The following is a 14,206-nucleotide window of genomic DNA, read 5'->3' on the forward strand; positions in this document are numbered from 1 at the left end:
GCGCGTCCCCGAGGGCCGCCGTGGGCGGGAATGTCAGTGGTCCGTGGCAGGATCGTGTCCGTGGCTGATACAGCATCGAAGAAGACCGAAGAGACCCGTCCGCGCCTGCTCCTCATGGACGGGCACTCCCTGGCGTACCGGGCGTTCTTCGCGCTGCCCGCGGAGAACTTCACGACCGCGACCGGACAGCCGACGAACGCCATCTACGGCTTCGCGTCGATGCTGGCGAACACGCTCCGTGACGAGGCGCCCACGCACTTCGCCGTCGCGTTCGACGTGTCCCGAAAGACCTGGCGCTCCCAGGAGTTCCCGGAGTACAAGGCGAACCGCTCGAAGACCCCGGACGAGTTCAAGGGGCAGGTGGAGCTGATCGGCGAGCTGCTGGACGCCATGCGCGCGCCGCGGTTCGCGATCGACGGCTTCGAGGCCGACGACGTGATCGCCACCCTCGCCACGCAGGCCGAGGCCGCCGGTTTCGAGGTCCTGATCGTCACCGGCGACCGGGACTCCTTCCAGCTGATCACGGACCACGTGACCGTGCTGTACCCGACGAAGGGCGTCTCCGAGCTGACCCGGTTCACGCCGGAGAAGGTCGAGGAGAAGTACGGCCTCACGCCGCAGCAGTACCCGGACTTCGCCGCCCTGCGCGGCGACCCGTCCGACAACCTCCCGGGCATCCCTGGCGTCGGTGAGAAGACCGCCGCGAAGTGGATCAACCAGTTCGGTTCCTTCGCGGAGCTGGTCGAGCGCGCCGAGGAGGTCAAGGGCAAGGCCGGGCAGAACTTCCGGGACCACCTGGAGGCGGTCAAGCTCAACCGCGTCCTGACCGAGATGGTGCGGGACGTCGAGCTGCCGAAGACCGTGGCGGACCTGGAGCGCGTGGCCTACGACCGTACGGCCGTCGCGATGGTCCTGGACACGCTGGAGATCCGTAACCCCTCGCTGCGCGAGCGGCTGCTCGCCGTCGACCCGGGCGCCGGCGAGGAGCAGGCCCCGGCGCCCGCCGCCGGAGTGGAGCTGGACGGCACCGTCCTCGGCGCGGGCGAGCTGGCCCCCTGGCTGGCGGAGCACGGCACGAAGCCGCTGGGCATGGCCACGGTCGACAGCTGGGCCCTGGGCACGGGGAACGTCGGCGAGATCGCGCTGGCCGCCGCCGACGGCGCCGCCGCCTGGTTCGACACGACCGAGCTCGACGAGGCCGACGAGCAGGCGTTCGCCGCCTGGATCGCCGATCCGGCCCGGCCCAAGGTGCTGCACAACGCCAAGGGCGTGATGCGGGTCTTCCCCGAGCACGGCTGGAGCGTCGCCGGTGTCGCCATGGACACCGCCCTCGCCGCGTACCTGGTCAAGCCGGGCCGCCGCTCCTTCGCGCTCGACGCGCTCTCCCTGGAGTACCTGGGCCGTGAGCTCGCCCCGGCGTCCGCCGCCGACGGCCAGCTCGCCTTCGGCGCCGACGACTCGGCGGAGGCCGAGGCGCTCATGACGCAGGCCAGGGCCGTCCTCGACCTCGGCGACGCCTTCGAGGAGAAGCTCGGCGAGGTCGGCGCCCGCGAGCTGCTGCACGAGGTGGAGCTGCCGACGTCCGAGCTCCTGGCGCGCCTGGAGCGGCACGGCATCGCCGCCGACCGGGCCCATCTGGAGGCCATGGAGCAGCAGTTCGCCGGCGCGGTGCAGCAGGCCGTGAAGGAGGCGCACGCCTCGGTCGGGCACGAGTTCAACCTCGGCTCGCCCAAGCAGCTCCAGGAGGTGTTCTTCGGCGAGCTGAACCTGCCGAAGACCAAGAAGACCAAGACCGGTTACACCACGGACGCCGACGCCCTCGCGTGGCTGGCCGGGCAGACCGAGCACGATCTGCCGGTGATCATGCTCCGCCACCGCGAGCAGGCGCGGCTGCGGTCGACGGTCGAGGGTCTGATCAAGACGGTCGCGGCCGACGGCCGCATCCACACCACCTTCAGCCAGACCGTGGCGGCGACCGGGCGGCTCTCCTCCACCGACCCGAACCTGCAGAACGTGCCGGTGCGCACGGACGAGGGCCGGGCGATCCGGCACGGCTTCGTCGTCGGCGAGGGCTTCGAGTCGCTGATGACGGCGGACTACAGCCAGATCGAGCTGCGGGTGATGGCCCACCTCTCCGAGGACGAGGGCCTCATCGAGGCGTTCACCTCGGGCGAGGACCTGCACACCACGGTCGCCTCGCAGGTCTTCGGCGTCGAGCGGTCCGCCGTCGACGCCGAGATGCGGCGCAAGATCAAGGCCATGTCCTACGGCCTGGCGTACGGCCTGTCGGCCTTCGGCCTCTCCCAGCAGCTGAACATCGAGGCGGGCGAGGCGCGGGCCCTGATGGACACCTACTTCGAGCGTTTCGGCGGGGTACGGGACTATCTGCGCCGCGTCGTCGACGAGGCGCGGGCGACGGGCTACACGGAGACGATGCTGGGCCGCCGCCGGTACCTGCCGGATCTGAACAGCGACAACCGCCAGCGCCGCGAGGCCGCCGAGCGGATGGCGCTCAACGCGCCGATCCAGGGCACGGCGGCGGACATCGTGAAGATCGCGATGCTCAAGGTGGACCGGGCGCTCACCGAGGCGGGCCTCGCCTCCCGGATGCTGCTCCAGGTCCACGACGAAATCGTCCTCGAAGTGGCCCCGGGCGAGCGGGAGCGGGTCGAGGCCCTGGTCCGCGAGCAGATGTCCGCGGCCGCCTCGCTCCGTGCCCCCCTCGACGTCTCCGTCGGCGTGGGCGCGGACTGGGAGTCGGCCGCCCACTGAGGGCCCGCAGGCTCAGCGTGAGCCGGGGCGGGACCGCTCCGGCTCACGACCCTCCGCCGCTTCCCCGGCCGCTCCCCCGGGGACCGCGGCCGGACGCGGGCGCGCGGCGCGCAGCCGCATCCCCGCCCCGTACAGCAGGAGGCCGACGGCGAGCCCCGCGCCGCCGCCGAAGCAGGCCGTCGGGATGATGTCCAGCGGCGTCTCGATCCGACCCCAGTACGCGTACCAGCGCAGGCACCGGTGCACGTCCCGGCCAGGACGCAGACGCCGATCAGCACGCCGGCCAGCCGGCGGCCCCGGCGGCTCAGGACCGGCACCCCGGCGGGCGGCGTCGCCCCGCCCGGGGCGGCCCGCAGCGCCCGTACCGTGAACCACACCAGCAGGACGAGCGCCAGGGCCGACCCTCCGTACTGGAAGTACAGATAGACCGGGAAGCCGGCGACGAGGTCGTCGAGGAACGGAAGCGCGCGGGTGCCCCAGCGGTCGAGGTGGGTGAAGGAGTCCCACACCACGTGCGTCGAGGCGCCGAGCACCGCCGACAGACCGAACCAGGTGGCCAACGGCAGGACCGGCCGGCCGCGCCAGCCACCGCCCCGCACGAAGCCGTACACCCGGCTCTGCTGCCGGGCCGGCAGCAGGGCCACCAGCGGCTCACGCACCATCAGCCACACGGCCACCAGTGCGGCGGTGATCAGCAGATCGACCGTCAGGATGCCCACGGGGGAGTGCGTGACGCTCCCGAAGAGCATCGCGCCGGGCACGGCGGTGGCCGCGAAATAGGTCATGTCGGGCGCGAACGACCCCGCCACCATCGCCGAGGCGATCAGCGGTCCGCGTCCTGTGCCGTCGCGGCGGATGCCCGGCAGCACCGCGGCGGCATGGCTGAGCGTGAACGGCATCGGAACATCCCCCTGGTCTCCGCGCCGGCCCCGGACGTCTCCCGCGGCGGCGGTCGGCGGTCACGCCCAGTATGCGGGAGCGATCTCCACCCGGACCGTGGGCGACCAAGAGGTGACGAAAGCGTGAAACACGGTCAGGGCGCTGTGTCGAGGGGCCCGTCGGTGTCATAGGGTCTCCTGAGGCCTCGCGCGGGGAGCGCGGGTGCAGTCGAGGGGGAGGGACCACACGTATGGCAGCGCAATTCGGCCGCCGTCTGCGCAGGGGAGCAACGAGCGGTGCGGTCGTCGCGGCGGCGGTGGCGGCACTGGCCGCCTCGCAGGCGCCCGGCGTCGTGCCGCCCCCCTCGGACAGCGCGGCCGGCGACCGGCCGGTCGGCGCCGGTGACGCGACGCCGACCCCGCCCGACGGTTCGGCCACCGGTGACTCCCCGTACTACACCGATCTGCCGCCGCTGAACACGCCGAACAAGCCCGGCACTTCCATAGACCTGCCGATCATCACCGGCCCCGCGGAAGCCGGCATACCCGCGACCGTCCTCGCCGCCTACAAGCGGGCCGAGCAGTCGATCCGCTCCAGCGACCCCGCGTGCAACCTTCCGTGGCAGCTGCTCGCCGGCATCGGCAAGGTCGAGTCCGGGCAGGCGCGCGGCGGCCGGGTCGACGCCAACGGGAAGACCCTCTCCCCGATCCTCGGCCCGCAGCTCAACGGTGTCGGCTTCGCCAACATCTCGGACACCGACGACGGCGCCTTCGACGGGGACGCGACGCACGACCGCGCCGTCGGCCCGATGCAGTTCATCCCCTCCACCTGGGCGACCTGGGGTCAGGACGCCAACGGCGACGGCCTCAAGGACCCCAACAACATCTACGACGCCGCCCAGGCCGCGGGCATGTACCTGTGCGCCAACAACCGCGACCTCGCGGTCAAGGCCGACCTGGACCGGGCGATCCTCAGCTACAACCGCTCCACCGAGTACCTCCGCACGGTCCTCTCCTGGTTCGAGTACTACAAGCGCGGCAGCCACCAGGTCCCGGACGGCACGGGCGTGCTGCCCATCGACCGCAGCGACACCCCGACCACCCGCCCCTCGTCGAAGCCCTCGCAAACGGCGCCCGTCACCCCTTCGCCGACCCCGACCACGCCGAAGCCGAACCCGTCGAAGCCCACCACTCCGCCGGTCACGCCGCCGCCCGTCACTCAGCCGCCGGCCGCGAGGGTCGTCTCCCTGAAGGACGCCGGTACCGGCACGCTGACGGCCACCGTCGGCAGCGTCTTCGCCGGGCGCCCGACGGTCGAGGCGCTGGACGCCGCGGGCAAGCCCGTCGCCGGGCTCAGCGTGCGCTTCGAGATCGTCGGCTCCACCGACGCCAACCTCGGCGGCGTGGCGAAGAGCGTGACCGTCGTGACCGCCGCCAACGGCCGGGCCGTCGCGCCGTCCCCGCGGGCCGGCGAGCAGACGGGCACCTTCACGGTCCGGGCCACCGCCGTCGGCCGCAACAGCGCGACCGTCTCCTTCTCCGCCACCGTCACCGAGCGGCAGGCGGACACGCTGGTCCGCGGCGACGCCGCCGAGCTGACCGCCACCACCGGCGGCCGGTTCGCGGACCGCGTCCTGGTGAAGGCCACCCTCGACGGTGCCGTCGCCTCCTCGGTGGGCCTGACCGCCACCATGATCAACTCGGCGGACGACCCGCAGCAGAACAGCAAGGGCCCGTACTTCAAGGACGCCGACGGCAACCCCGTCCGCACCCTCACGGGCCTGAAGACGGACGCCGCCGGACTGCTCACCCTCCCGGACATCTTCTCGGACGACCAGACCGGCACCTTCCTGCTCCGGCTCACGGCGCCCGGCGGCGGCACCGTGACCATCGAGCTCAAGGTCACCGCCCCGGTGCCCGACCCGACGCCGACACCGTCGCCGACCACGTCCGCCCCGTCGACGCCCTGAGGCGCCACAGCCCCTCCGCACGGTCAGCCGGTCCGCCGCCCTCCCGTCCCCCCCCGGACAGGAGGGCGGCGCTCTGCGTTCTGAGTGCAACGTGTTCTCATCTCGGGTCCGCGTTGCTACGGTGCCCCAGCCCTGACGCCGCATCAGATCGAGCACCGGGAGGCCCACCATGCGCGCCCTCGTAGCCGCCGCCATCGGGCTGGTCCCAGTCCTCCTCGTCGTCCTCCTCGTCTCCGTGGTCGACCTGCCGCCCGACGGGCCCACCTCGCCCAAGCCCCTCCTCACCGCCGACCCCGGCCCCAAGAAGTAGGAGGAGCTCCGTCCATGCGCCGCCGAGCCAGCCTCGTCCTGCTCGCCTTCGCGGTCTTCTTCGCCGCGATGGCCCCCACCCTCCGCTGGTACGTCTTCCCCCGCGTGGCGAAGATCCCGCCGAACCAGTACCAGGAGATCGTCCTCGAGGCGAAGCCCGCGACCCTCGTCGACTACTCCACCCTCACCGCCAAGAAGGTCGAGAAGCTCACCATCATCCAGACCCTCAAGGGCAACGTGGAGGAGTCCAGGCGCATCGAGCGCTCCGCCGGCCGTGACGTCGTCGTCTGGGACGCCCTCACCTACATCACAGGGCCCGACGGCAAGATGGTCTCCCAGATCCCCGAGCGCTACGTCTTCGACGCCCACACCCAGGACCCGGTCAACGCCACCGGCGCGACGGTCGACGGCGACGCGGTCCGGCGCGAGGGCATCGAGTTCAAGTGGCCCTTCCTCACCGAGAAGAGGGACTACCAGTACTTCGATGCCCGCTCCCGCACCACCTCCCCGATCCACTACAAGGGCACCCGCACCTTCCGCGGCATGGAGGTCTACTACTTCGAGCAGACCATCCCCTGGACCAAGGTCCCCATGCCCAAGACGATGCCCGTCAAGGGCATCACCCCCGAGATGATCAGCCAGTCGGGCATGTCCATCTGGTACACGACCAAGCGGATGTTCTGGGTCGACCCCGTCACCGGCGCCCCGGTCAACGGCGAGGAGATCCACGAGGAGGAGCTCCGCAACGACAAGACCGACTGGAAGGTCACCGCGTTCTCCGGGCACGTGAAGATGCGCGAGGACTACATCCGCGACACCGTCGAGCTGGTCGACGCCAACCGGACCGTCATCCTGCTCGTCACCTCCTATCTGCCCTGGACCTTCCTCACCCTCTCCCTCCTCCTGCTCGCCCTCTCCCTCTGGCTCGAGGCGCGCGGCCGCCGCCCCGCCCCGGACGGCCCCGCTACCGCTCCCTCCTGAGCCGCGCGCTGGTGTGCCGGGTCGGCTCCGCGCCGGCCGGGTCCTCCGGCCACGGATGCTTGGGGTAGCGGCCGCGCAGCTCAGCCCGCACCGCCCGGTAGCCGTCCCGCCAGAACGAGGCGAGATCGGCGGTGACGGCCGCCGGCCGCCCGGCGGGGGAGAGGAGATGGACCACGACCGGTGTGCCGCCCGCCACCCGCGGTGTCTCGGCGAGGCCGAACATCTCCTGCAGCTTCACCGCGAGAACCGGCTGCTCGCCGTCGTAGTCCACCCGGATCCGCGACCCGCTGGGCACCTCGATCCGCTCGGGCGCCAGCTCGTCGAGCCGGCCCGCCTCACCCGTCGCCCAGGGCAGCAGCCGCGTGAGCGCCTGCCCCGCGTCGATCCGGCCGAGGTCGGCCCGCCGCCGGGCCCGGGACAGCTCCGGCTCCAGCCACTCCTCCGCGCGGTCGAGCAACGCCTCCTCCGAGACAGCCGGCCACGGCTCGCCAAGCACCCGGTGGAGAAAGCCGAGCCGCTGCCGCAGCTCCTGCGCCTCACGGCTCCACCGCAACAGCCCGAGCCCCTCCCGCCCCAGCCCGTCCAGGAGCGCGGAACGGACGAGCGCGGGGTCGGCGGTCTCCCCGAGCGGACGCGCGGCCAGTTCGACGGCGCCCAGCCGGGACACCGAGCGGGCGACCACGTCTCCGTCCTCCCAGTGCACCTCCTCGCCCGAGGAGAGCAGATGTCCCGCGGCCGCCCGGGCCACGTCCTCGTCCACCACGGCCGCAAGACGCACCCGGGCCGTGGCGCTCCGTGCGGTCCGGTCCGCCACGGCGACGGCCAGCCAGGGCGCGCGCCCGAGCCCCGAGCCCTCGGCGAGCTCGGCCCCCGTCCCCGACACCATCAGGAACCCGCGCCCCTCCCGCGCCCGCGCCACCCGCTCCGGAAACGCGTACGCCGTCACCAGCCCGGCCACCACGTCCTCCCCACCCCCGGCAAGGCCCCCGCTCAGGGCGCCGTTCTCGCCCCGTCGCCCGTCCGCGCTCCCGTCGCCCGCCTCGCCCGCCGCCCGTTCGAGGCGCCGGGCCTCCGCCTTCCAGCGCGCCCCGTAGCCGTCGGCGCCCCGCCGGGCCGCCCGCCAGGCCGCCGCGAGGTCGTCGCCGTACTCCCGCGGCGGCTCCTCGCTCAGCAGGGCGACGACCTCGGCCGCCCGTCGCGCCCCGACCTCGGGCGCACCGTCCAGAAGCGCCCGGGCCAGCCGAGGGTGCACCCCGAGCCGGGACATCCGTACCCCCCGCTCCGTCGCCCGGCCGTCCTCGTCGACCGCGCCGATCGCCGTCAGGACGGAACGGGCCGCCGCCAGCGCTCCGGCAGGCGGGGTGTCCAGGAGGGCCAGGCCCTCCGCCGACGGGTCGCCCCAGCACGCCGCCCGCAGGGCGAACGAGGCCAGGTCGGCGATCCGGATCTCGGGGGAGGGATAGGGAGCCCGGCGCCCGTCGTCCGCCTCGGCCCAGCAGCGGTAGACCACACCGAAGGCCTCCCGCCCGGAGCGGCCCGAGCGCTGGGTCGCGCCCGCGACCGACACCGGCACCGTCGCCAGTGAGCCGAGGCCCCGCGCGTGGTCCGTCCGCGGCTCCCTCGACAGGCCCGAGTCCACGACGATCCGAACCCCCGGGACCGTCAGGCTCGACTCCGCCACGGAGGTCGCGAGGATCACCCTGCGCCGCCCGCCGGGCTCCGCTCCCTTCAGTACAGCGTCCTGCACCGCCGCCGGGGCCCGCCCGTGCAGCTGGAGCACCTCCGCGTCCAGGCCGGCCAGCAGCCCCGCCGTCCGCGCGATCTCGCCCGTACCGGGCAGGAAACAGAGGACGTCGCCCTCGTGCCGCTCGCAGGCCAGCCGGACCGTCGCCGCGACGTGGCGCAGGAGCGCGGGGTCCACCCAGGTGCCGTGGGAGGGCCTGATGCCGGCGGGCGGCGCGGCGAAGCGCACCAGATAGCCGTGCCCCTCGCCCTTCCCCCACACGATCGGCGCGGGACCGCCGCCGTCGAGGACGGTGAGGAGCCGCGCCCACGCCTCGGCGTCGCTCGTCGCCGAGGCCGCGATCAGCTTGAGCTCCGGCCGCAGCGTCGCCCGGACGTCCACCAGGAACGCCATCGCGGTGTCCGCGTCGAGATGCCGCTCGTGGCACTCGTCGAGCAGCACCACGTCCACGCCCGCCAGCTCCGGGTCACGCTGGAGGCGCTGGAGCAGGACACCCGTCGTCACCACCTCGACGCGGGTCGCCGGACCGGTCCGACGCTCCCCGCGCACGGAGAAGCCGACGGCGTCGCCGACCTCCTCGCCCAGCAGCCACGCCATCCGCCGGGCGGCCGCCCGCACCGCCATCCGGCGCGGCTCGGCCACCAGGACACGCCGCCGGGGTCCGTCCCCTATCAGCCCCGCGAGCGCCAGCGGCACCAGCGTGGTCTTGCCGGTGCCGGGAGGCGCGTACAGCACCGCCGTGCCGCGCTCCTCGAGCGCGGTCAGCAGCTCGGGGACGGCATGGCGGACGGGGAGACGGTCGAGTGCGTCGTTTCGGATCACGCACTCAGTCTCGTACGTCACCGCCGACGCCGGGCCCGGCTGTCCACAGGCTCGGTCCTTTCATATGACTAAGGCCTGTGGCCCCCTCGCTGCAGCTCTTCGTCCCCCTCGCCACAGCTGTTCGTTCCCCTCGCTACGGCTGTTCGTCCCGCTCGCACACGAAGATCGCCGTGCCCGGGATCAGGTTCCCCCGCAGCGGGGACCATCCGCCCCACTCCTGGCTGTTCCATGCCGGCCACTCCGGCTCGACGAGATCGATCAGCCGGAAGCCGCCGGCCACCACGTCCCGCACCCGGTCGCCGATCGTCCGGTGGTGCTCCACGTACACCGCGCGGCCCCGCTCGTCCTGCTCGACATAAGGAGTGCGGTCGAAGTACGAGGCGGAGATCGACAGGCCCTCGGGGCCCGGTTCGTCGGGGAAGGCCCAGCGGATCGGGTGCGTCACCGAGAACACCCACCGACCGCCCGGCCGCAGCACCCGGCGCACCTCGCGGAACACCTTCACCGGGTCCGCCACGAACGGGACCGCGCCGTACGCCGAGCACGCCAGGTCGAAGGAGCCGTCGCGGAACGGCAGGGCGCCGGCGTCCGCCTCCACCAGCGGCACGTCCCCGCCGATCCGCAGGGCGTGCTGGAGCTGGCGGTGCGAGAGGTCGAGAGCCACCGGCCGGGCGCCCCGGGCGGCCAGCCAGCGGGAACACTGCGCCGCGCCCGCGCCGATCTCCAGGACGTCGAGCCCCTTCAGCCCCTCGGCCGGTCCGAGCAGCCCCGCCTCGGCCTCGTCGAGCCCCTCCGGCCCCCAGACGAAGCGGTCGTCCCCGAGGAAGGCCCCGTGCTCGTTCTGGTACTCGTCGGCGTTCCGGTCCCACCAGCCCCGGCTCGCCCGGCTGCTTTCGGTGTCCCCGGCCTCGCGGCGGGTCGCCTCCGCCTCGTCCGCCCCGTCCGCCCCGTGCACCCCGCCGATCCCGTCGTCGGGGTCGGCATCGTGTTCGTACTCTTGGTTCATCTCGCCCGTCGATGTAGTTTGCGCACAGCGCCGCCGTGCGGCCCCCGGGGCCATCATGGCCTGGGGAGAATTGAGTTGTGCCGGGTATGCCGCGATCCGCCCCGCGTGCGCGCTTCGCGCATTGACCCTGTCCGGCTGCCCCCGTATGCTAAAGGTTGCGCTGCGGGCCTGCGCGCCTCAGACGGAGCAGGCCGCGCTCGCACGGTTGTATGTCCCCTCGGTTCGCGAGGCGCCTCCCTTCATCGGGAAAGGCGCTTCATAGGCTGTCCGGCTTCTTCGGTGCGATACGGGCTCTCGGCGTAGCAGTACCTACGACTTTCTGTCCGTAACCGGAGCCCTTTCCCACATGACGAGCAGCACCGAGACCACCGCCACCACCCCGCAGGTTGCGGTCAACGACATCGGTAACGAGGAAGCCTTCCTCGCCGCGATCGACGAGACGATCAAGTACTTCAACGACGGCGACATCGTCGACGGCGTCATCGTGAAGGTCGACCGGGACGAGGTCCTGCTCGACATCGGTTACAAGACCGAAGGTGTCATCCCGAGCCGCGAGCTCTCGATCAAGCACGACGTCGACCCGAACGAGGTCGTCAAGGTCGGCGACGAGATCGAGGCCCTGGTTCTCCAGAAGGAGGACAAGGAAGGCCGCCTGATCCTCTCGAAGAAGCGCGCCCAGTACGAGCGTGCGTGGGGCACCATCGAGAAGATCAAGGAAGAGGACGGCATCGTCACCGGTACCGTCATCGAGGTCGTCAAGGGTGGTCTCATCCTCGACATCGGCCTCCGCGGCTTCCTCCCGGCCTCCCTGGTCGAGATGCGTCGCGTCCGCGACCTCCAGCCCTACGTGGGCAAGGAGCTCGAGGCGAAGATCATCGAGCTGGACAAGAACCGCAACAACGTGGTCCTGTCCCGCCGCGCCTGGCTGGAGCAGACCCAGTCCGAGGTTCGCCAGACCTTCCTCACGACCCTCCAGAAGGGTCAGGTCCGCTCCGGCGTCGTGTCCTCGATCGTCAACTTCGGTGCCTTCGTGGACCTGGGTGGCGTCGACGGTCTCGTGCACGTCTCCGAGCTGTCCTGGAAGCACATCGACCACCCGTCCGAGGTTGTCGAGGTCGGCCAGGAGGTCACCGTCGAGGTTCTCGACGTGGACATGGACCGCGAGCGTGTCTCCCTGTCGCTGAAGGCGACGCAGGAGGACCCGTGGCAGCAGTTCGCCCGCACGCACCAGATCGGCCAGGTCGTCCCGGGCAAGGTCACCAAGCTGGTTCCGTTCGGTGCGTTCGTCCGCGTGGACGAGGGCATCGAGGGTCTGGTCCACATCTCCGAGCTGGCCGAGCGCCACGTGGAGATCCCGGAGCAGGTCGTCCAGGTCAACGACGAGATCTTCGTCAAGGTCATCGACATCGACCTCGAGCGTCGCCGGATCTCGCTGTCCCTGAAGCAGGCCAACGAGTCCTTCGGTGCCGACCCGGCGTCGGTCGAGTTCGACCCGACCCTGTACGGCATGGCCGCGTCCTACGACGACCAGGGCAACTACATCTACCCCGAGGGCTTCGACCCCGAGACCAACGACTGGCTCGAGGGCTACGAGACCCAGCGCGAGGCCTGGGAGACCCAGTACGCCGAGGCGCAGCAGCGCTTCGAGCAGCACCAGGCTCAGGTCATCAAGTCCCGCGAGGCCGACGAGGCCGCCGCTGCCGAGGGTGGCGCCGCCGCTCCGGCCGGTGCCCCGGCGGGCGTCTCCGGTGGTTCGTACTCCTCGGAGTCGGACGACAACTCCGGCGCCCTGGCGTCGGACGAGGCCCTGGCTGCCCTGCGCGAGAAGCTGGCCGGCGGCCAGAGCTGAATCAGCTCTGCTGCTAGCCAGTAGCTAGCCGACGATCGAGGCCCGCACCCCTTCGGGGGCGCGGGCCTCCTTCGTGTCCCGCGCCCCCTGCGCCCGCCGGGGGCGCGTGCGCGTGCTCGCGCGCTGACACTCCGCTCACGAAAACCATCACGCGGGGAATGCTCGTGGGCCGGGGAGCGTTCTTCCCTAGGAACGCGAGGAGGAGCGGTAATCGTGCTTGATCCCCAGGATTTGTACGAATGGGACCAGAAGGGCCTGGCCGTGGTGGACGTGGCCCTGGCGCAGGAGTCGGCCGGGCTGGTCATGCTCTACCACTTCGACGGCTACATCGACGCGGGTGAGACGGGCGAGCAGATCGTCGACCGCCTGCTCGACACGCTGCCCCACCAGGTGGTGGCCCGCTTCGACCACGACCGGCTCGTGGACTACCGCGCCCGTCGGCCGCTGCTCACGTTCCGGCGTGACCGCTGGACGGCGTACGAAACCCCCGCCATCGAGGTCCGGCTCGTCCAGGACGCCACCGGCGCGCCGTTCCTGCTGTTCTCCGGCCCCGAGCCGGACGTGGAGTGGGAGCGCTTCGCCGTCGCCGTCCGCCAGATCGTCGAGCGCCTCGGTGTACGGCTCTCGGTCAACTTCCACGGCATCCCGATGGGCGTCCCGCACACCCGGCCCGTCGGTCTCACGCCGCACGGCAGCCGCACGGACCTCATGCCGGGCCACAAGAGCCCCTTCGACGAGGCCCAGGTGCCCGGGAGCGCCGAGTCGCTCGTCGAGTTCCGGCTCACCGAGTCCGGCCACGACACGCTCGGCGTCGCGGCCCACGTCCCGCACTACGTCGCCCGGTCCTCGTACCCCGACGCCGCGCTGACCGCGCTGGAAGCCATCACGGCCGCCACCGGTCTCGTCCTGCCCGGTGTCGCCCACACGCTGCGCACCGAGGCCCGGCGCACCCAGACCGAGATCGAGCGCCAGATCGGCGAGGGCGACGACGAGCTGACGGCCCTGGTCCAGGGCCTTGAGCACCAGTACGACGCGGTGGCAGGCGCCGAGACCCGGGGCAGCCTCGTCGCGGAGCCCGTGGACCTCCCGTCGGCGGACGAGCTGGGCCGTGAGTTCGAGCGCTTCCTCGCCGAGCGGGAGGGCGACTCCTAGCGGCCCGGGCCGGGGTCCTAAGCTGCCGCTCATGCTGAAGGTGGGCCTGACCGGCGGTATCGGCGCCGGCAAGAGTGAAGTGTCGCGGCTCCTCGTCTCCTACGGAGCCGTACTGATCGACGCCGACAAGATCGCGCGCGAGGTCGTCGAGCCCGGGACACCCGGGCTCGCGGCCGTCGTGGCGGCGTTCGGGCCGGAGATCCTGACCGAGCAGGGCACGCTGGACCGGCCGAGGCTCGGCTCGATCGTCTTCGCCGACGCCGACCGCCTCGCCACCCTGAACGGAATTGTCCATCCCCTCGTCGGCGCCCGCTCCGCAGAGCTGGAGAGCGCGGCGGGACCGGACGACGTCGTCGTCCACGACGTGCCCCTCCTCACCGAGAACGGCCTCGCCCCCCTGTACGACCTGGTCGTGGTCGTCGACGCGTCCCCCGAGACCCAGCTCGACCGGCTGGTACGGCTGCGGGGCATGGCCGAGTCAGAGGCGCGCGCCCGGATGGCCGCCCAGGCCACGCGCGAGCAGCGGCAGAAGATCGCCGACCTCCTCATCGACAACGACGGGCCGCTGGAGGCGCTGGAACCCCAGGTGCGCGCGGTCTGGGAGCAGCTGACCCGGCGGGCGGCCGACGGGAACCCGTGACCGCCCCGGAGCCGCACCCGGCACAAAGCCGAAACGTTCGCGCCGATCGGCCGCGCCCCCGGCTGGGTAGGGATCGCGCAGGC

At 72.3% G+C, this 14,206-nt stretch carries 9 protein-coding genes and 1 pseudogene; 7 read left to right on the forward strand and 3 right to left on the reverse strand.

All coding sequences use genetic code 11. From position 1 onward, the window contains the following. Positions 1-60 precede the first annotated feature (60 nt). Entirely contained in the window at positions 61-2,772 is a 2,712-nt protein-coding gene (gene polA / locus ACF09C_RS14590) for a DNA polymerase I (protein ID WP_392091820.1), read from the forward strand. A gap of 12 nt (positions 2,773-2,784) precedes the next feature. Here the strand turns inward: polA and ACF09C_RS14595 are convergent. Further along, positions 2,785-3,671 (reverse strand): annotated as a pseudogene (locus ACF09C_RS14595) (DUF4184 family protein). A gap of 230 nt (positions 3,672-3,901) precedes the next feature. Here ACF09C_RS14595 and ACF09C_RS14600 point away from each other — a divergent pair. From ACF09C_RS14600 to ACF09C_RS14610, 3 genes are all read left to right on the forward strand, one after another. Beyond that, positions 3,902-5,620, forward strand: a complete 1,719-nt coding sequence (locus ACF09C_RS14600; protein ID WP_392091821.1) for a lytic transglycosylase — start codon at positions 3,902-3,904, stop codon at positions 5,618-5,620. A gap of 169 nt (positions 5,621-5,789) precedes the next feature. Further along, on the forward strand, positions 5,790-5,930 hold the full coding sequence (locus ACF09C_RS14605) for an SPW_0924 family protein (RefSeq protein WP_315890806.1): 141 nt from the start codon (positions 5,790-5,792) through the stop codon (positions 5,928-5,930). A 14-nt stretch (positions 5,931-5,944) separates the two neighbouring features. Beyond that, positions 5,945-6,910, forward strand: a complete 966-nt coding sequence (locus ACF09C_RS14610; protein ID WP_392091822.1) for a DUF3068 domain-containing protein — start codon at positions 5,945-5,947, stop codon at positions 6,908-6,910. On the opposite strand, the gene hrpB is transcribed toward ACF09C_RS14610, so the two are convergent. Together hrpB and ACF09C_RS14620 are read right to left on the reverse strand one after the other, a co-directional pair. Next, a complete protein-coding gene (hrpB, locus tag ACF09C_RS14615; RefSeq protein ID WP_392091823.1) occupies positions 6,894-9,476 on the reverse strand; it encodes an ATP-dependent helicase HrpB in 2,583 nt (860 codons plus the stop codon). The two genes, ACF09C_RS14610 and hrpB, sit on opposite strands and share 17 nt — an antisense overlap. 133 nt (positions 9,477-9,609) lie before the next feature. Then, a complete protein-coding gene (locus ACF09C_RS14620) occupies positions 9,610-10,482 on the reverse strand; it encodes a class I SAM-dependent methyltransferase (protein WP_392091824.1) in 873 nt (290 codons plus the stop codon). 346 nt (positions 10,483-10,828) lie between these two features. Here ACF09C_RS14620 and rpsA point away from each other — a divergent pair, with 346 nt between their 5' ends. From rpsA to coaE, 3 genes are all read left to right on the forward strand, one after another. Beyond that, the gene (rpsA, locus tag ACF09C_RS14625; RefSeq protein ID WP_019885395.1) at positions 10,829-12,331 is read left to right on the forward strand and encodes a 30S ribosomal protein S1; all 1,503 of its coding nucleotides are present in this window, start codon (positions 10,829-10,831) and stop codon (positions 12,329-12,331) included. Between the two features lie 213 nt (positions 12,332-12,544). Next, positions 12,545-13,483 (forward strand): PAC2 family protein, encoded by a 939-nt coding sequence (locus ACF09C_RS14630; protein WP_392091825.1) that lies wholly within the window; start codon positions 12,545-12,547, stop codon positions 13,481-13,483. 31 nt (positions 13,484-13,514) lie between these two features. Next, positions 13,515-14,123, forward strand: coding sequence for a dephospho-CoA kinase (coaE, locus tag ACF09C_RS14635; RefSeq protein ID WP_392091826.1), 609 nt, complete (start codon positions 13,515-13,517; stop codon positions 14,121-14,123). Positions 14,124-14,206 lie beyond the last annotated feature (83 nt).

The organism is Streptomyces sp. NPDC014870, assembly GCF_043081505.1.
Classification (GTDB): domain Bacteria; phylum Actinomycetota; class Actinomycetes; order Streptomycetales; family Streptomycetaceae; genus Streptomyces.